General features: G+C 55.5%; 11 protein-coding genes and 2 rRNA genes. 9 read left to right on the forward strand and 4 right to left on the reverse strand.

All coding sequences use genetic code 11. The annotated features are described in order from the left end of the window. Positions 1-14 precede the first annotated feature (14 nt). From HV340_RS01245 to aceK, 6 genes are all read left to right on the forward strand, one after another. Positions 15-2,921, forward strand: a 23S ribosomal RNA gene (locus HV340_RS01245). Positions 2,922-2,984: 63 nt separating this feature from the next. Beyond that, positions 2,985-3,100, forward strand: a 5S ribosomal RNA gene (gene rrf / locus HV340_RS01250). Positions 3,101-3,278: 178 nt separating this feature from the next. Beyond that, positions 3,279-4,208 (forward strand): homoserine O-succinyltransferase, encoded by a 930-nt coding sequence (gene metA, locus HV340_RS01255; RefSeq protein ID WP_014168174.1) that lies wholly within the window; start codon positions 3,279-3,281, stop codon positions 4,206-4,208. Between the two features lie 269 nt (positions 4,209-4,477). Further along, positions 4,478-6,079, forward strand: a complete 1,602-nt coding sequence (aceB, locus tag HV340_RS01260; RefSeq protein WP_059305707.1) for a malate synthase A — start codon at positions 4,478-4,480, stop codon at positions 6,077-6,079. A 31-nt stretch (positions 6,080-6,110) separates the two neighbouring features. Beyond that, complete coding sequence (gene aceA / locus HV340_RS01265; RefSeq protein WP_040018675.1) at positions 6,111-7,415, forward strand: isocitrate lyase; 1,305 nt, start codon at positions 6,111-6,113, stop codon at positions 7,413-7,415. Between the two features lie 88 nt (positions 7,416-7,503). After that, positions 7,504-9,231 (forward strand): bifunctional isocitrate dehydrogenase kinase/phosphatase, encoded by a 1,728-nt coding sequence (gene aceK, locus HV340_RS01270; protein ID WP_020882863.1) that lies wholly within the window; start codon positions 7,504-7,506, stop codon positions 9,229-9,231. Between the two features lie 43 nt (positions 9,232-9,274). On the opposite strand, the gene iclR is transcribed toward aceK, so the two are convergent. After that, positions 9,275-10,102 carry a glyoxylate bypass operon transcriptional repressor IclR gene (gene iclR, locus HV340_RS01275; RefSeq protein WP_020882862.1) on the reverse strand — a complete coding sequence of 276 codons (828 nt, stop codon included), beginning with the start codon at positions 10,100-10,102 and terminating at the stop codon, positions 9,275-9,277. A gap of 194 nt (positions 10,103-10,296) precedes the next feature. Here iclR and metH point away from each other — a divergent pair, with 194 nt between their 5' ends. The 3 genes from metH (at position 10,297) to rluF (ending at position 16,730) form a co-directional block, all read left to right on the forward strand. Further along, a complete protein-coding gene (gene metH, locus HV340_RS01280; RefSeq protein WP_032681927.1) occupies positions 10,297-13,980 on the forward strand; it encodes a methionine synthase in 3,684 nt (1,227 codons plus the stop codon). Positions 13,981-14,094: 114 nt separating this feature from the next. Next, positions 14,095-15,726, forward strand: a complete 1,632-nt coding sequence (locus HV340_RS01285) for a Na/Pi cotransporter family protein (protein WP_020882860.1) — start codon at positions 14,095-14,097, stop codon at positions 15,724-15,726. Positions 15,727-15,860: 134 nt separating this feature from the next. Continuing rightward, on the forward strand, positions 15,861-16,730 hold the full coding sequence (rluF, locus tag HV340_RS01290) for a 23S rRNA pseudouridine(2604) synthase RluF (protein WP_025206405.1): 870 nt from the start codon (positions 15,861-15,863) through the stop codon (positions 16,728-16,730). Here the strand turns inward: rluF and HV340_RS01295 are convergent, their stop codons facing one another. The 3 genes from HV340_RS01295 to lysC form a co-directional block, all read right to left on the reverse strand. Then, complete coding sequence (locus HV340_RS01295; RefSeq protein ID WP_014168182.1) at positions 16,731-17,003, reverse strand: DUF3811 domain-containing protein; 273 nt, start codon at positions 17,001-17,003, stop codon at positions 16,731-16,733. A 50-nt stretch (positions 17,004-17,053) separates the two neighbouring features. After that, on the reverse strand, positions 17,054-17,998 hold the full coding sequence (gene panS, locus HV340_RS01300; RefSeq protein WP_059305647.1) for a ketopantoate/pantoate/pantothenate transporter PanS: 945 nt from the start codon (positions 17,996-17,998) through the stop codon (positions 17,054-17,056). A gap of 92 nt (positions 17,999-18,090) precedes the next feature. Continuing rightward, entirely contained in the window at positions 18,091-19,440 is a 1,350-nt protein-coding gene (gene lysC / locus HV340_RS01305) for a lysine-sensitive aspartokinase 3 (RefSeq protein WP_014168184.1), read from the reverse strand. Between the last annotated feature and the right edge of the window lie 98 nt (positions 19,441-19,538).

Raw genomic sequence — 19,538 nt, forward strand, 5'->3', positions numbered from 1 at the left:
TCTTCGGGTTGTGAGGTTAAGCGACTAAGCGTACACGGTGGATGCCCTGGCAGTCAGAGGCGATGAAGGACGTGCTAATCTGCGAAAAGCGCCGGCGAGGTGATATGAACCTTTGACCCGGCGATGTCCGAATGGGGAAACCCAGTGTGTTCCGACACACTATCGTTAACTGAATACATAGGTTAACGAGGCGAACCGGGGGAACTGAAACATCTAAGTACCCCGAGGAAAAGAAATCAACCGAGATTCCCCCAGTAGCGGCGAGCGAACGGGGAGCAGCCCAGAGTCTGAATCAGCTTGTGTGTTAGTGGAAGCGTCTGGAAAGTCGCACGGTACAGGGTGACAGTCCCGTACACGAAAGCACACAGGTTGTGAACTCGAAGAGTAGGGCGGGACACGTGGTATCCTGTCTGAATATGGGGGGACCATCCTCCAAGGCTAAATACTCCTGACTGACCGATAGTGAACCAGTACCGTGAGGGAAAGGCGAAAAGAACCCCGGCGAGGGGAGTGAAAAAGAACCTGAAACCGTGTACGTACAAGCAGTGGGAGCCTCTTTTATGGGGTGACTGCGTACCTTTTGTATAATGGGTCAGCGACTTATATTCTGTAGCAAGGTTAACCGTATAGGGGAGCCGAAGGGAAACCGAGTCTTAACTGGGCGTTAAGTTGCAGGGTATAGACCCGAAACCCGGTGATCTAGCCATGGGCAGGTTGAAGGTTGGGTAACACTAACTGGAGGACCGAACCGACTAATGTTGAAAAATTAGCGGATGACTTGTGGCTGGGGGTGAAAGGCCAATCAAACCGGGAGATAGCTGGTTCTCCCCGAAAGCTATTTAGGTAGCGCCTCGTGAACTCATCTTCGGGGGTAGAGCACTGTTTCGGCTAGGGGGCCATCCCGGCTTACCAACCCGATGCAAACTACGAATACCGAAGAATGTTATCACGGGAGACACACGGCGGGTGCTAACGTCCGTCGTGAAGAGGGAAACAACCCAGACCGCCAGCTAAGGTCCCAAAGTCATGGTTAAGTGGGAAACGATGTGGGAAGGCACAGACAGCCAGGATGTTGGCTTAGAAGCAGCCATCATTTAAAGAAAGCGTAATAGCTCACTGGTCGAGTCGGCCTGCGCGGAAGATGTAACGGGGCTAAACCATGCACCGAAGCTGCGGCAGCGACGCTTATGCGTTGTTGGGTAGGGGAGCGTTCTGTAAGCCGTTGAAGGTGTCCTGTGAGGGGTGCTGGAGGTATCAGAAGTGCGAATGCTGACATAAGTAACGATAAAGCGGGTGAAAAGCCCGCTCGCCGGAAGACCAAGGGTTCCTGTCCAACGTTAATCGGGGCAGGGTGAGTCGACCCCTAAGGCGAGGCCGAAAGGCGTAGTCGATGGGAAACAGGTTAATATTCCTGTACTTGGTGTTACTGCGAAGGGGGGACGGAGAAGGCTATGTTAGCCGGGCGACGGTTGTCCCGGTTTAAGCATGTAGGCGGAACGATTAGGTAAATCCGGTCGTTTATTAACGCTGAGGTGTGATGACGAGGCACTACGGTGCTGAAGTAACAAATGCCCTGCTTCCAGGAAAAGCCTCTAAGCATCAGGTAACACGAAATCGTACCCCAAACCGACACAGGTGGTCAGGTAGAGAATACCAAGGCGCTTGAGAGAACTCGGGTGAAGGAACTAGGCAAAATGGTGCCGTAACTTCGGGAGAAGGCACGCTGATATGTAGGTGAAGCCCCTGCGGGTGGAGCTGAAATCAGTCGAAGATACCAGCTGGCTGCAACTGTTTATTAAAAACACAGCACTGTGCAAACACGAAAGTGGACGTATACGGTGTGACGCCTGCCCGGTGCCGGAAGGTTAATTGATGGGGTTAGCGGTAACGCGAAGCTCTTGATCGAAGCCCCGGTAAACGGCGGCCGTAACTATAACGGTCCTAAGGTAGCGAAATTCCTTGTCGGGTAAGTTCCGACCTGCACGAATGGCGTAATGATGGCCAGGCTGTCTCCACCCGAGACTCAGTGAAATTGAACTCGCTGTGAAGATGCAGTGTACCCGCGGCAAGACGGAAAGACCCCGTGAACCTTTACTATAGCTTGACACTGAACACTGGTCCTTGATGTGTAGGATAGGTGGGAGGCTTTGAAGCGTGGACGCCAGTCTGCGTGGAGCCAACCTTGAAATACCACCCTTTAATGGCTGGTGTTCTAACGTAGACCCGTAATCCGGGTTGCGGACAGTGTCTGGTGGGTAGTTTGACTGGGGCGGTCTCCTCCCAAAGAGTAACGGAGGAGCACGAAGGTTAGCTAATCCTGGTCGGACATCAGGAGGTTAGTGCAATGGCATAAGCTAGCTTGACTGCGAGAGTGACGGCTCGAGCAGGTGCGAAAGCAGGTCATAGTGATCCGGTGGTTCTGAATGGAAGGGCCATCGCTCAACGGATAAAAGGTACTCCGGGGATAACAGGCTGATACCGCCCAAGAGTTCATATCGACGGCGGTGTTTGGCACCTCGATGTCGGCTCATCACATCCTGGGGCTGAAGTAGGTCCCAAGGGTATGGCTGTTCGCCATTTAAAGTGGTACGCGAGCTGGGTTTAGAACGTCGTGAGACAGTTCGGTCCCTATCTGCCGTGGGCGCTGGAGAATTGAGGGGGGCTGCTCCTAGTACGAGAGGACCGGAGTGGACGCATCACTGGTGTTCGGGTTGTCATGCCAATGGCACTGCCCGGTAGCTAAATGCGGAAGAGATAAGTGCTGAAAGCATCTAAGCACGAAACTTGCCCCGAGATGAGTTCTCCCTGAGACTTTAAGTCTCCTGAAGGAACGTTGAAGACTACGACGTTGATAGGTCGGGTGTGTAAGCGCAGCGATGCGTTGAGCTAACCGATACTAATGAACCGTGAGGCTTAACCTTACAACGCCGAAGATGTTTTGGCGGTGAGAGACGATTTTCAGCTGATACAGATAACAGAATTTGCCTGGCGGCTTTAGCGCGGTGGTCCCACCTGACCCCATGCCGAACTCAGAAGTGAAACGCCGTAGCGCCGATGGTAGTGTGGGGTCTCCCCATGTGAGAGTAGGGAACTGCCAGGCATCAATTAAAAGAACCCCGTACCGTATGGTGCGGGGTTTTTTGCTTTTTGGGCTTCTTACTTCCTCCTTGAAACTTTCTCACCTTCCGCTTGCAGACTCGACATTCAGCCTGTTTCTGGGTATCGTTAGCTGTCTGGATGTCTAAACGTTTATACGTATGCTGTGAGGATATGAGGTTATGCCGATTCGGGTGCAGGACGAGCTACCAGCCGTCAATTTCTTACGTGATGAAAACGTCTTTGTGATGACGACTTCACGCGCTACAGGTCAGGAAATTCGCCCACTGAAGGTGCTTATTCTCAATCTGATGCCGAAAAAGATCGAAACAGAGAACCAGTTCCTGCGTTTGCTTTCGAACTCGCCGCTGCAGGTTGATATCCAGCTGCTGCGAATCGATGCCCGTGAGTCGCGAAATACGCCTTCGGAGCATCTGAATAATTTTTACTGTAACTTCGACGACATTCGCGACGAAAACTTCGACGGGCTGATTGTGACCGGTGCACCGCTGGGCCTGGTCGAATTTAATGATGTTGCCTACTGGCCGCAGATCAAACAGGTACTGGAGTGGGCTAAAGATCACGTCACGTCCACGCTGTTTGTTTGTTGGGCGGTGCAAGCCGCCCTGAATATCCTCTATGGGATCCCCAAACAAACCCGCACTGAGAAGCTTTCAGGTGTTTACGAGCACCACCTTGTCCAACCTCACGCCCTGTTGACGCGCGGGTTCGATGACTCCTTCCTGGCCCCACACTCGCGCTACGCCGATTTCCCGGCACAGCTGATTCGTGATTACACCGATCTCGATATCCTGGCCGAAACCGAAGACGGGGATGCTTACCTGTTTGCCAGTAAAGACAAGCGAATTGCCTTTGTTACCGGCCATCCTGAATACGATCCGAACACCCTCGCGTCGGAGTATTTCCGTGACGTTGAAGCCGGTCTGAATCCGGACGTTCCGTACAACTATTTCCCCAAAAACGATCCACAGAACAAACCGAGAGCCACCTGGCGTAGCCACGGGAATTTGCTGTTTACTAACTGGCTCAACTATTACGTCTACCAGATCACGCCATACGATCTGCGCCACATGAATCCAACGCTGGAGTAATCTTCTGCACTAAACGATCCTAAAGCGTTTCAGCTATTCACATCAGGCACCTTCGGGTGCCTTTTTTATTTCCGAAATACCACTCAACAAACAATAAAAGTTTAATTTCATATTAATCAATGTGTTAAATGCATTTTATAATTAAAATGGAAATTGTTTTTGATTTTGTAAAAAATATAGATAGTCTTAATTCTGCTGAGCGAAAACTACACAACGATCTTTCGTTCGCATCGGGGCGTGATTTTGGATCTTTGATGAGGAGCAGAGTAATGACTCAACAGGCAACGACAGTCGATGAACTGGCCTTTACCCAGCCGCATGGCGAGCAAGAACAGCAAATTTTGACAGCAGACGCTGTCGAATTTCTGACCGAACTGGTGACCCGCTTTACGCCAACGCGCAATAAGCTGCTGGCGGCACGCATTCATCAGCAGCAGGAAATTGATGATGGCAAGTTGCCTGGGTTTATTTCGGAAACCGCTTCCATTCGCCGTGGTGAGTGGAAAATCCGCGGCATTCCGGATGATTTACAGGATCGGCGCGTCGAAATCACCGGCCCGGTGGAGCGCAAAATGGTGATCAACGCCATGAACGCGAACGTAAAAGTCTTTATGGCGGATTTTGAGGACTCACTGGCGCCGGACTGGCATAAGGTCATCGACGGGCAAATCAATCTGCGCGATGCCGTGAATGGCACCATCAGCTATACCAACGAAGCCGGCAAAATCTATCAACTGAAACCCAATCCGGCGGTTCTGATCTGTCGCGTACGTGGACTGCATCTGCCTGAAAAGCATGTCACCTGGCGTGGCGAAGCCATTCCGGGCAGTCTGTTTGACTTCGCCCTCTATTTCTTCCACAACCACAAGAATCTGCTGGCAAAAGGCAGCGGCCCCTATTTCTATCTGCCGAAAACACAGGCCTGGCAGGAAGCGGCCTGGTGGAGTGAAGTATTTAGCTTCACGGAAGATCGTTTCAACCTGCCGCGCGGCACCATTAAAGCCACCCTGCTGATTGAAACGCTGCCTGCCGTGTTCCAGATGAACGAAATTCTGCATGCGCTGCGCGACCATATTGTTGGGCTGAACTGTGGACGCTGGGATTACATCTTCAGCTACATCAAAACCCTGAAAAATCATCCCGATCGTGTGCTGCCGGATCGCCAGGTGGTCACCATGGATAAACCGTTCCTGAGTGCCTACTCACGCCTGTTGATTAAGACCTGCCACAAGCGTGGGGCCTTTGCGATGGGGGGAATGGCAGCATTTATCCCAAGCAAAGATGCTGAACGTAACAATCAGGTGCTCAACAAGGTGAAAGCCGATAAAGAGCTTGAAGCACGAAATGGCCATGACGGAACGTGGATCGCGCATCCGGGTCTGGCGGATACGGCAATGGACGTCTTCAACCGCGTACTCGGTGAGAACAAAAACCAGCTGTTTGTGACGCGTGATGAGGATGCCCCAACGGCTGAAGAACACCTGCTGGCACCGTGTGCGGGCGAGCGTACGGAAGAGGGCATGCGCGCCAATATCCGCGTAGCCGTCCAGTACATTGAAGCGTGGATCTCCGGTAACGGCTGCGTGCCGATCTACGGCCTGATGGAAGATGCCGCTACCGCCGAAATCTCTCGCACCTCAATCTGGCAGTGGATCCACCATCAAAAAACGCTCAGCAACGGCAAGCCGGTGACCAAATCCCTGTTCCGTCAGATGCTGGCCGAAGAGATGCGGGTGATCCAGGACGAACTGGGTGAACACCGCTTCAGCAGCGGACGTTTTGATGACACCGCACGCCTGATGGAGCAAATCACCACATCCGATGACTTAATCGACTTCCTGACCCTGCCGGGCTACCGCTTCCTGGCGTAATTCACCCCACAACAATATGGAGCATCTGCACATGAAAACCCGTACCCAACAAATCGAAGAATTGAAGAAAGAGTGGACCCAACCTCGCTGGGAAGGCATCCGCCGCCCGTATAGCGCGGAAGAGGTGGTGAAATTGCGTGGCTCGGTCAATCCGGAATGTACCCTGGCGCAGCGCGGCGCGGCGAAAATGTGGGAGCTGCTGCACGGCGGTGCCAAAAAAGGTTACATCAATAGCCTCGGCGCGCTGACTGGCGGCCAGGCCCTGCAGCAGGCGAAAGCCGGCATCGAAGCCATCTATCTTTCCGGCTGGCAGGTTGCGGCGGACGCCAACCTGGCCTCCAGCATGTATCCGGATCAGTCGCTCTATCCGGCAAACTCGGTACCAACCGTGGTGGATCGGATCAACAACACCTTCCGCCGTGCGGATCAGATCCAGTGGGCGGCAGGCATTGAGCCAAACGATCCGCGTTTTATTGACTATTTCCTGCCAATCGTCGCGGATGCGGAAGCGGGATTCGGCGGCGTGCTGAACGCCTTTGAGCTGATGAAATCGATGATTGAGGCCGGTGCAGCGGCCGTTCACTTCGAAGACCAGCTGGCGTCAGTGAAGAAATGCGGACACATGGGCGGGAAAGTCCTTGTCCCAACCCAGGAAGCGATTCAGAAGCTGGTTGCGGCGCGTCTGGCGGCTGACGTGCTCGGCGTACCCACGCTGGTGATTGCCCGTACCGATGCGGATGCGGCTGACCTGATCACCTCTGACTGCGATCCTTACGACAGCGAGTTCATTACCGGTGAACGCACCAGCGAAGGGTTTTATCGTACCCATGCTGGCATTGAACAGGCGATCAGCCGTGGGCTGGCATATGCACCGTATGCGGACCTGGTCTGGTGCGAAACCTCCACGCCGGACCTGGCGCTGGCAAAACGCTTTGCCGATGCTATCCACGCCAAATATCCGGGCAAACTGCTGGCCTATAACTGCTCGCCGTCCTTCAACTGGCAGAAGAAACTGGATGATAAAACCATCGCCAGCTTCCAGCAGCAGCTGTCCGACATGGGCTACAAGTATCAGTTCATCACGCTGGCTGGCATTCACAGCATGTGGTTCAACATGTTCGACCTGGCGCATGCCTACGCGCAGGGTGAAGGCATGAAGCATTACGTTGAGAAGGTGCAGCAGCCGGAATTTGCTGCCGGTAAAGAGGGCTATACCTTCGTTTCGCATCAGCAGGAGGTCGGGACCGGTTACTTCGATAACGTGACCACTATCATCCAGGGGGGCACCTCCTCCGTCACCGCCTTAACGGGATCGACGGAAGAAGCCCAGTTCTGAGCCGTGTAACGCCCGGTGGCACGCTACCGGGCCTGTGAACATACTCCCTCTCCCGTCGGGAGGGGGCCGGGGTGAGGGAGCATGAACAATGTCGCGTGGTCTGGAATTACTGATTGCCCAAACTATTCTGCAGGGCTTCGATGCCCAGTACGGACGTTTCCTGGAAGTCACATCCGGCGCGCAGCAGCGTTTTGAGCACGCCGACTGGCATGCGGTTCAGCAGGCCATGAAGCAGCGAATCCACCTTTACGATCACCATGTGGGTCTGGTGGTGGAGCAGTTGCGCTGCATTACCGACGGCAAAATCCCTGACGCGGAGTTTTTACTGCGCGTGAAGGAGCATTACACCCATCTGTTACCTGATTACCCGCGCTTCGAGATTGCGGAGAGCTTTTTCAACTCCGTCTATTGCCGGTTATTTGACCACCGCTCATTATCTCCTGAGCGGTTATTTATCTTCAGCTCCCAGCCGGAGCGCCGCTTTCGCACTATTCCGCGTCCGCTGGCGAAGGATTTCTTTCCCGATCGCGGCTGGGAAAAGCTCCTGCATCGCGTATTAACGGATTTGCCGCTGCGTTTGCCCTGGGAGAATAAAACCCGTGATATCGGCTATATCTCTGCGCATCTCAAGGAGACCTTTGGCGAAGAGGTGCTCGGGCAAAGCCATTTGCAGGTTGCCAATGAGCTTTTTTACCGTAATAAGGCCGCCTGGCTGGTCGGTAAACTGATGACACCGTCGGCCATTGTGCCGTTTCTGTTACCCATCCATCGTACCGATGACGGTGAACTGTTTGTTGATACCTGCCTGACGACCAGCGCCGAGGCCAGCATTGTCTTTGGTTTCGCCCGCTCCTACTTTATGGTGTATGCCCCGCTGCCTGCTGCTCTGGTGGAGTGGTTGCGCGAGATCCTGCCGGGGAAAACCACCGCCGAGCTGTACATGGCCATTGGCTGTCAGAAACACGCCAAGACGGAAAGCTATCGGGAATATCTGCGCTATGTCACCACGGCAGATGAGCAATTTATCGAAGCCCCCGGTATTCGCGGCATGGTGATGCTGGTCTTTACCCTGCCGGGTTTTGATCGGGTGTTTAAGGTCATCAAAGATACGTTCGCGCCGCAGAAGGAGATGACCGCTGCTCACGTCCGCGCCTGCTACCAGCTGGTTAAAGAGCACGATCGCGTCGGGCGAATGGCGGACACCCAGGAGTTCGAGAACTTTGTGCTGGATAAGCAGCAGATCGATCCGGCATTAATGGCGTTATTACTGCAGGAAGCGCCGGCGAAAATCACCGATCTGGGTGACAAAATTGCCATCAGCCATCTCTATATCGAACGCCGCATGATCCCACTCAATATCTGGCTGGAGCAGTCCGAAGGTCAGGCACTGCGGGATGCCATAGAAGAATACGGCAACGCTATCCGTCAGCTTGCCGCCGCGAATATCTTCCCGGGCGACATGCTGTTTAAAAACTTCGGTGTCACCCGTCACGGGCGGGTGGTGTTCTACGATTACGATGAAATTTGCTATATGACTGAGGTGAATTTCCGCGATATACCGCAGCCCCGCTATCCGGAAGATGAACTGTCCGGCGAGCCGTGGTACAGCATCTCACCGGGAGATGTCTTTCCTGAGGAGTTTCGCCACTGGCTGTGCGCTGACCCGCGCATCAGGCCACTGTTTGAAGAGATGCATGATGACCTGTTCCGCGCCAGCTACTGGCGGGGCCTGCAGACGCGCATCAAGAATGGGCATGTGGAAGATGTGTATGCCTATCGCCGCAAACAACGGTTTTGCATCCGATATGCGGTGTAATGCCCCCTCTCCCGACGGGAGAGGGATTCAGGTGCACCCGATGTTATCGAATCCCGCCATATGCCAGCGTGACCTCTTTCGCCGCCTTAATCACCAGCGCACCTAACTCCGTGACGCGGTCATCGGTCATACGGGAAATCGGTCCGGAGATCGAAATGGCGGCAAACGGCTCGCGGTGCTCGTCAAAGATGCAGGCCGCAATGCAGCGCAGGCCTAACGCATGCTCCTCGTCATCAAACGAATAGCCGCGCTTGCGGGTCAGGGCCAGATCTTCTTTCAGATGTACCGGTGAGACCAGCGTGGCGTGGGTGTAGGCGTGCAGCCCTTTCCGGTGCAGCAGCCCGGTGACCTGCTCTTCGCTGAGCTGCGACAGAAACGCTTTCCCCGCCCCGGAGGCATGCATCGGCAGCTTGCCGCCAATTGGTGCCGACATACGCATTAGCTGAGTGCACTGTACCTGGTCGATGATAATGGCCTGATGGTCGCTCTGGTCGAGCACGGCCAGGTTTACCGTCTCGCCGGAATCTTCCATCAGTTTACGCAGAATAGGGTGCACAATCGCCAGCAGGTTGCGGCTCTGCAGGAAGCTGCTGCCGACGATAAACGCATGTGCGCCCACCGCCCAGTGTCCCAGCTCACCCACCTGGCGCACAAAGCCCAGCTGCTGCATCGTGGTCAACAGTCGATGGGTCGTTGAGTTCGGCAGGCCAGCCTGCTGTGCCAGCTCTGTCAGGGCCACGCTGCTGTGCGACTCGGCTATCCATTCCAGCAGCTTCAAACCGCGCGTGAGCGATTGAACCTGTCCGCCCTGAGAGGCGGCGGTGGTGGCAGCAGGTTTTCTGCCGCGTTTAGCGGGAACGGTCGTGACCATGACGAACTCCTTTTTCTGTATCGTGGAAATCATTTTCGTTTTATTTGGTGATTTTGCAACCGTTATCCTGACTGATCGGATGAGTGATAGTGAACATGTCTCATGTTACCGCTGTGTGACTTTTACACCCTGCGAGATTGTGCCAGTATGGACTGCTGGCCTTTTGGCCTGGTTGAGCGTTGTCGGGAGCAAGTGTGAGCAGCAAAGTAGAGCAACTGCGTGCGCAGTTAAATAAACGAATTCTGGTGCTGGACGGCGGCATGGGTACCATGATCCAGAGCTATCGTCTGAGTGAAGACGATTTCCGCGGCGAGCGTTTCGCCGACTGGCCATGCGACCTCAAAGGTAACAACGACCTTCTGGTGCTCAGTAAACCGCAGGTCATTTCGGCGATCCACAACGCGTATTTCGAGGCGGGTGCGGATATCGTCGAAACCAACACCTTTAACTCGACAACCATCGCCATGGCGGATTACCAGATGGAATCCCTCTCGGCGGAGATAAACCTTGCTGCGGCAAAGCTGGCCCGCGCCTGCGCTGATGAATGGACAGCCCGTACGCCGGACAAACCGCGCTACGTGGCCGGGGTGCTTGGCCCGACCAACCGCACCGCGTCGATTTCACCCGATGTGAACGACCCGGCCTTTCGTAACATCAGCTTTGATCAGCTGGTGGCGGCATATCGTGAATCGACCAAAGCGCTGGTGGAAGGCGGTTCCGATCTGATCCTGATTGAAACGGTATTCGACACCCTCAATGCCAAAGCCGCGATTTACGCGGTGAAAGAGGAGTTCGAGGCGCTGGGCGTCGACCTGCCGATCATGATTTCCGGTACCATCACCGACGCCTCTGGTCGTACCCTCTCCGGCCAGACCACAGAAGCTTTTTACAACTCCCTGCGTCACGCTGAAGCGCTCTCCTTCGGCCTGAACTGCGCGCTGGGTCCCGATGAGCTGCGCCAGTATGTGCAGGAACTTTCGCGCATCGCTGAATGCTATGTCACCGCACACCCGAACGCCGGCCTGCCGAACGCCTTTGGTGAATACGATCTGGATGCAGACACCATGGCGGCGCAAATCCGCGAGTGGGCCGAATCCGGTTTTCTGAATATCGTCGGTGGTTGCTGCGGTACCACGCCAGAGCATATTGCCGCGATGAGCAATGCGGTGGCGGGTCTGCCGCCGCGTCAACTGCCTACGCTGCCGGTTGCCTGCCGTTTGGCCGGCCTTGAGCCGTTGACCATCGGTGACGATAGCCTGTTTGTGAACGTCGGGGAGCGGACTAACGTGACCGGTTCGGCGAAATTCAAACGGCTGATTAAAGAAGAGAAGTACAGTGAAGCGCTGGACGTGGCCCGCCAGCAGGTTGAGAGCGGCGCCCAGATCATCGACATCAATATGGATGAGGGGATGCTCGACGCCGAAGCGGCGATGGTGCGCTTCCTCAACCTGATTGCCGGCGAGCCGGACATTGCCCGGGTGCCGATCATGATTGACTCCTCTAAGTGGGAAGTCATCGAGAAAGGGCTGAAGTGTATTCAGGGTAAAGGCATTGTTAACTCCATCTCGATGAAAGAAGGCGTTGATACCTTTATCCACCATGCGAAGATGGTGCGCCGTTATGGTGCCGCCGTGGTGGTGATGGCCTTCGATGAAATGGGCCAGGCCGATACCCGCGCGCGCAAAATCGAGATTTGTCGCCGCGCATACAAAATTCTGACCGAAGAGGTGGGCTTCCCGCCGGAAGACATCATCTTCGATCCGAACATTTTCGCGGTTGCCACCGGTATTGAAGAGCACAATAACTACGCGCAGGACTTTATTGGCGCGTGTGAAGACATCAAACGCGAGCTGCCGCATGCGCTGATCTCCGGCGGCGTATCGAACGTGTCATTCTCCTTCCGCGGTAACGATCCGGTGCGTGAAGCTATCCACGCCGTGTTCCTCTATTACGCTATCCGTAACGGTATGGACATGGGGATCGTTAACGCCGGACAGCTGGCCATTTACGACGACCTGCCGGCGGAACTGCGCGACGCCGTAGAAGACGTGATCCTCAACCGGCGTGATGACGCCACCGAGCGCATGCTGGATCTGGCCGAGAAATACCGCGGCAGTAAATCCGATGCATCGGTAAACATTCAGCAGGCGGAGTGGCGTGCCTGGGACGTGAAAAAACGTCTGGAATACTCACTCGTCAAAGGAATTACCGAGTTTATTGAACAGGACACCGAAGAAGCACGTCAGCAATCCACGCGCCCGATTGAAGTGATCGAAGGGCCGCTGATGGACGGCATGAACGTGGTCGGCGATCTGTTTGGCGAAGGCAAAATGTTCCTGCCGCAGGTGGTGAAATCCGCACGCGTCATGAAGCAGGCGGTGGCCTATCTCGAACCCTTTATCGAAGCCAGCAAAGAGAAAGGCTCCAGCAACGGTAAAATGGTGATCGCCACCGTGAAGGGCGACGTGCATGACATCGGTAAGAACATTGTGGGCGTCGTACTGCAGTGTAATAACTACGAGATTATCGATCTTGGCGTGATGGTGCCGGCGGATAAAATCCTCAAAACTGCGCGCGAAGTGAATGCTGACCTGATTGGACTCTCCGGGCTGATTACCCCGTCGCTGGACGAGATGGTCAACGTGGCGAAAGAGATGGAGCGTCAGGGCTTTACCATTCCATTGCTGATTGGCGGGGCGACAACGTCCAAAGCGCACACGGCGGTGAAAATCGAGCAGAACTACAGTGGCCCGACGGTTTATGTGCAAAACGCCTCGCGTACCGTGGGTGTCGTGTCGGCATTGTTGTCTGCCACCCAGCGTGATGATTTTGTCGCGCGTACCCGCAAAGAGTACGAGACCGTGCGTATTCAGCATGGCCGTAAGAAACCGCGGACGCCGCCGGTGACACTCCAGGCCGCGCGCGATAACGATCTGGCGTTTGACTGGGCCAGCTATACGCCCCCTGTGGCGCATCGTCTGGGCGTTCAGGACGTCACTGCCAGCATCGAGACGCTGCGTAACTACATCGACTGGACACCGTTCTTCATGACCTGGTCACTGGCGGGCAAATATCCCCGCATCCTTGAAGATGAGGTGGTCGGGGAAGAAGCCAAACGCCTGTTCAACGACGCCAACGAAATGCTTGACCAGTTGAGTGCGCAAAAAAGCCTCAACCCGCGCGGCGTGGTGGGCCTGTTCCCGGCGAACCGTGTGGGCGACGACATCGAAATTTATCGCGACGAGACCCGCACGCACGTGCTGGCAGTAAGTCGCCATCTGCGCCAGCAAACCGAGAAAGTGGGCTTTGCTAACTACTGCCTGGCCGATTTCGTTGCACCGAAGCTTTCCGGGAAAGCGGATTATATCGGGGCGTTTGCCGTGACCGGGGGTCTTGAAGAAGATGCGCTGGCGGAGGCGTTCGACGCGCAGCACGATGATTACAATAAAATCATGGTGAAAGCGATTGCCGATCGTCTGGCGGAAGCCTTCGCAGAGTACCTCCACGAGCGCGTGCGCAAGGTACACTGGGGCTACGCGGCCAATGAGAACCTCAGCAACGAGGAGCTGATCCGCGAAAACTACCAGGGGATTCGTCCGGCTCCGGGCTATCCAGCCTGCCCGGAACACACCGAAAAGGGCACTATCTGGACATTGCTGGATGTAGAAGCCCATACCGGCATGAAGCTTACCGAGTCTTTCGCCATGTGGCCTGGGGCATCGGTGTCCGGCTGGTATTTCAGTCATCCCGACAGCAAATACTTCGCCGTCGCGCAGCTGCAGCGCGATCAGATCGAAGATTACGCCCTGCGCAAAGGCATGAGTGTCTCAGAGGTTGAACGCTGGCTGGCACCCAATTTAGGCTACGACGCTGACTAACGTCACTTTTCCTTACAACAAACAGGGCGCTCATTGGGCGCCCTGTCTCTTTCTTACGTTTAAACCCTTATACTGAATCATAAAAACGTAGAACGATAAGGAGGAGAACCTTCCGTGCTGACCCTGTTACACTTGCTTTCCGCAGTAGCACTGCTGGTATGGGGCACGCATATTGTCCGTACCGGCGTTATGCGCGTCTTTGGCGCGCGCTTACGCACCGTTCTCAGCAGCAGCGTTGAGAAGAAGCCGCTCGCCTTCTGCGCGGGCATCGGCGTGACGGCACTGGTGCAGAGCAGTAATGCGACGACCCTGCTCGTGACCTCGTTTGTGGCGCAGGATCTGGTGGCGCTGGCACCCGCGCTGGTCATTGTGCTGGGCGCTGACGTGGGGACCGCGCTGATGGCGCGTATCCTGACCTTCGATCTCTCCTGGCTGTCGCCGCTGCTGATTTTTATCGGTGTCATCTTCTTCCTTGGCCGTAAGCAGACGCGTGCCGGACAGCTTGGCCGCGTGGGGATTGGCCTTGGGTTGATCCTGCTGGCGCTGGAGCTGATTGTGCAGGCGGTGACCCCCATCACCGAGGCCAACGGCGTTCAGGTCATCTTTGCCTCGCTGACCGGGGACATCATGCTGGATGCGTTGATCGGCGCGGTATTTGCCATCGTCAGTTACTCCAGCCTGGCCGCTGTGCTGCTGACGGCGACGTTAACCGCCGCGGGGGCGATCTCTTTCCCGGTCGCGCTGTGTCTGGTGATCGGGGCCAACCTTGGCTCTGGCCTGCTGGCGATGCTCAATAACAGCGCCGCAAACGCTGCTGCCCGGCGCGTGGCGCTCGGAAGCCTGCTGTTTAAGCTGGTGGGCAGCCTGATTATTCTGCCGTTTGTCTATCCGCTGGCTAACCTGATGGACAATCTCCCGTTACCGAAGGCTGAGCTGGTTATCTATTTCCACGTGTTTTACAACCTGGTGCGTTGCCTGGCGATGGTGCCTTTTGCTGAACCCATGGCCCGCTTCTGCGAACGGCTTATCCGGGATGAACCGGAGCTGGATGCGCGTCTGAAACCTAAGCATCTCGACACCTCCGCGCTGGATACCCCGGCGCTGGCGCTGGCTAATGCCGCGCGCGAGACGCTGCGCATGGGCGATGCCATGGAAACGATGCTTGAAGGGCTGCAAAAGGTCATGCACGGAGAGCCGCGAGAAGAGAAAGAGCTGCGCAGGCTGGCGGACGATATCAACGTGCTCTATACCGCCATCAAGCTCTACCTGGCGCGTATTCCGCAGGATGAACTGGCAGAGGAAGAGTCCCGCCGCTGGGCGGAAATCATCGAAATGTCGCTTAACCTCGAGCAGGCCTCGGATATCGTTGAGCGTATGGGAAGTGAAATTGCTGACAAATCCCTTGCCGCGCGCCGCGCCTTCTCGGTTGAAGGCCTGAAGGAGCTGGAGGCGCTGCACGAGCAGTTGCTGAGCAACCTGAAGCTGGCGATGCTGGTCTTCTTCTCCAGCGACGTACCGAGCGCACGCCGCTTGCGTCGTAACAAACATCGCTTCCGTATCCTCAACCGGCGCTACTCGCACGCCCACGTTGAACGACTGCACCAGCAGAACGTCCAGAGCATTGAAACCAGCTCCCTGCACCTGGGGTTGCTGGGGGACATGAAGCGTCTCAACTCGTTATTCTGCGCGGTCGCTTATAGCGTCATGGAGCAGCCGGATGAAGACGACGATCGAGATGAATATTAATCTCTGAAAGCGCCTTGATAAGGTGGTTAACCTCAAAACCAGCAGGTTTACGCCGGGCATGATGCCCGGTAACCGTCGGCTAGTCTTTTTACCAGCCCAAACCTAAGGTATATTTCGCCTTTACAGGAGAAACTATGCTGCCAACTCAATCAACACGATTAAACAAATACATTAGCGAGAGCGGGATCTGCTCACGTCGCGAGGCGGACCGTTACATTGAACAGGGTAACGTGTTCCTCAACGGCAAACGCGCCACCATCGGTGACCAGGTCGTGCCCGGTGACGTGGTCAAAGTGAATGGTCAGCTCATTGAACCGCGTGATGCGGAAGACCTGGTATTTATCGCGTTGAATAAACCGGTTGGCATCGTCAGTACCACGGAAGACGGCGAGCGGGACAACATTGTTGATTTCGTTAATCACAGCAGCCGTATCTTCCCGATTGGCCGCCTTGATAAAGACTCACAGGGGCTGATTTTCCTGACCAACCACGGCGATCTGGTGAACAAAATTCTGCGTGCCGGTAACGACCACGAGAAAGAGTACATCGTCACGGTCAATAAGCCGGTCACGGACGACTTTATCCGCGGTATGGGCGCAGGTGTGCCGATTCTGGGGACCGTCACGAAGAAGTGCAAGGTGAAGAAAGAGGCGCCGTTTGCTTTCCGCATTACCCTTGTGCAGGGCTTAAATCGTCAGATCCGCCGGATGTGCGAGCACTTCGGTTATGACGTGGTGAAGCTCGAACGTACGCGCATTATGAACGTGAGTCTGTCCGGTATTCCACTGGGCGAGTGGCGTGATTTAACGGATGACGAACTGATTGAGCTGTTCAGGCTCATCGAGAATTCATCGTCTGAAGCGAAGCCAAAAACGAAAGCCAAACCGAAAACCCAGGCCATTAAGCGCCCGGTGGTGAAAGCGCCGCCATCAGAAGAGAAAAGCCGCGGCAAGCCTGCGGGCAAACGCTTCGTCCAGCCGGGCCGTAAAAAGAAAGGGCGCTAATTAGCGCCTTCCACGAGGTGAGGTATTGGCTGACCAGGAAAAGGTCGCTTCTTTATCGGGTTTATAAGCCTGCTCTTTTTTCAGCTTGCGGGCTTGTTTCGCCTCAGTTTCACGCTGAGCCATCAATTTATCAATGTACTCTTTTTTAACCTGATTGGTTTCGGCGTTAGTCAGCGTGCGGCCATGGGCGATACGAGCGCGGTCGAGGAGCGTTTTCAGTTCGCGCTGCTCAGCTTCCGTCATGTCTTTCTGGGTCAAACGTGGTGTAGCCATTGCTGAAGCCTCCTGAAGGGGAGGCTCCAGTGTAAAGCAAGCGAAGGAAATTAACCCTGTTTCACTGCATCTTTTTTCGCGGGCGCATTAATGGGTTTGCCTGACCAGTAGCCTGCCAGCAGCGAGCCGGATAGATTATGCCAGACGGAGAACAGCGCACCCGGCAGGGCCGCCAGCGGTGAGAAGTAGATCTTGCCCAGAGCTGCGGCCAGCCCCGAGTTTTGCATCCCCACTTCGATTGCCAGCGTACGACAGGTGGATTCGTCGAAACCAAACAGCTTCCCGCCCCAGTAACCGCCCAAAAGACCAAGGGTGTTATGCAACACCACCGCGATGATCACCACAAAGCCCACTGAGGCAATGTGCGATGCAGAGCCGGCAACCACGGCGCTGATGATGGCCAGAATACAGACCATCGAGAAGGCAGGCAGGTACGGTTCAACGGCTTTGACCACGCGCGGGAACAGATGGTGAATCACCAGGCCCAGCGCAATCGGGATCACCACAATCTGCAGAATACTGAGCAGCATCCCCATGACGTCTACCTGAATCTGCGCATCCACATACAGACGCGTTAACAGCGGCGTGGCAATCACGCCCACCAGCGTTGAAACGGAAGAGATGGTCACCGAGAGCGCCACATCACCTTTTGCCAGATAAATCATCACATTGGATGCCGTGCCGCTGGCCACGCTGCCGACCAGCACCATACCGGCGGATAAATCTGGCGGCATTTTAAAGGCCATGGCCAGCAGCCAGGCCGCAAGCGGCATGACCAGATAGTGCAGGAAAATCCCTGCCGCTACGGGGGCCGGGCGCGACAGAACGCGTTTGAAGTCGTCAATTTTCAGGTGTACGCCCATGCCGAGCATAATCAGCATTAGCAGCGTCGTGACCCACGGGCCAATGCCCGTAAAGTGGGTGGGAGTGTAATACGCGAGTACGGAAAGCAGCAGTGCCCACAACGGGAACAGCCGGGTGATGGCGGATAACATAGATAGTCCTTGCAGTATTGTCGTGTTGTTTAGTTATAAAAAAGCCGGGTCTGTGCCCGGCTTATAGGTATTGTTTATCGTGCTAACGAATTTTATTCAAACAAATTCTGATGAAGTTTTTGCACGACCTGCTCGGCCTGATCGGCTGGCACCAGGAAGCAGAGGTTGTAGCTTGAGGCGCCGTAGCAAATCATACGAATGCTGAACGGGTCGAGTACGCCGAAGACCTCTTTGCCCACGCCGCAGGCACGCGACAGCTTGTTGCCGATGATGGCAACCAGCGCCAGATCTTCTTCCACTTCTACGCGGCACAACTCAGAGAGTTCGATCAGTAACGACTGCGTCAGCAGGGTGTCGCCGGTTGACGTGGAGCCAGTGGTGTCCAGCGTCAGCGCGATGCTCACTTCGGATGTGGTGATCAAATCCACGGAGATATTATGGCGCGCGAGGATGCCAAACACTTCCGCCAGGAAACCGCGAGAATGCAGCATATTGTGGCTGTGCAGCGTCACCAGCGTCTGGCGGCGGCGCAGGGCCAGCGCTCGGAACAATGGCGGGTTTTCGGTTTTCTTGCACACCAGCGTACCGCCTGCTTTGGGATCCTTACTGGAGCCAACGAAGACCGGGATATCGCTGCGCACGGCCGGCAACAGCGTCGCCGGGTGCAATACTTTCGCGCCGAAGGTGGCCATTTCTGCCGCCTCTTCAAACGCGATCACATCAATGCGTTTCGCCGCAGAGACCACGCGCGGGTCGGTGGTGTAAATACCCGGCACGTCAGTCCAGATATCCACACGGGTGGCATGCAGCGCTTCGCCGAGCAGGGCTGCCGTATAGTCACTGCCGCCGCGGCCAAGCGTTGTTGTACGGCCTTTGGCTTCGCTACCGATAAAGCCCTGAGTAATCACCATTCCTTCTGCCAGGCGCGGAGCCAGCTGCTGCTGGGTCAGCTCGGCCAGCATTTCAACATCCGGCTCGGCACGGCCAAAGCGATCGCTGGTGCGCATGACTTTACGCACGTCAAACCATTGAGCATGGACGTTACGCTCGCGGAGGATCTCCACGAACAGCAGCGTGGACATCAGCTCGCCGTGGCTGACCAGTTCATCGGTCAGCGCGGTGGAGGTCGCCAGAGAGGCGGCTTCAGCCAGGGTAGTGATATTTTCCAGCAGGCGTTCCACTTCCTCACGGATCACGTTCGGATTCTGCAGACGTTCAAGGATGTTGAACTGAATTTTGCGCAGTGCGTCCAGCTTAACGAAACGTTCGGTTGCTTCCAGTCCTTCAGACAGAGAAACCAGCAGGTTCGTCACGCCAGCAGAGGCGGAAAGCACCACCAGGCGGGTATTCGGATCGGCCAGCACCACATCGGCGCTGCGGTTCATGGCATCGTAATCGGCCACACTGGTGCCGCCAAATTTGGCGACCACAAAACTCGTCATAACAACCTCGTGTCAGGGAATGAATAAAGCGACCTTGGCACAAGAATGAAACGAGAACAGGTGCAGGCGCAAAATACGGCCCTATAAATAAAATGTGG

Origin of the sequence: Enterobacter sp. RHBSTW-00975 (assembly GCF_013615235.1) — a bacterium.
GTDB lineage: Bacteria > Pseudomonadota > Gammaproteobacteria > Enterobacterales > Enterobacteriaceae > Enterobacter > Enterobacter ludwigii.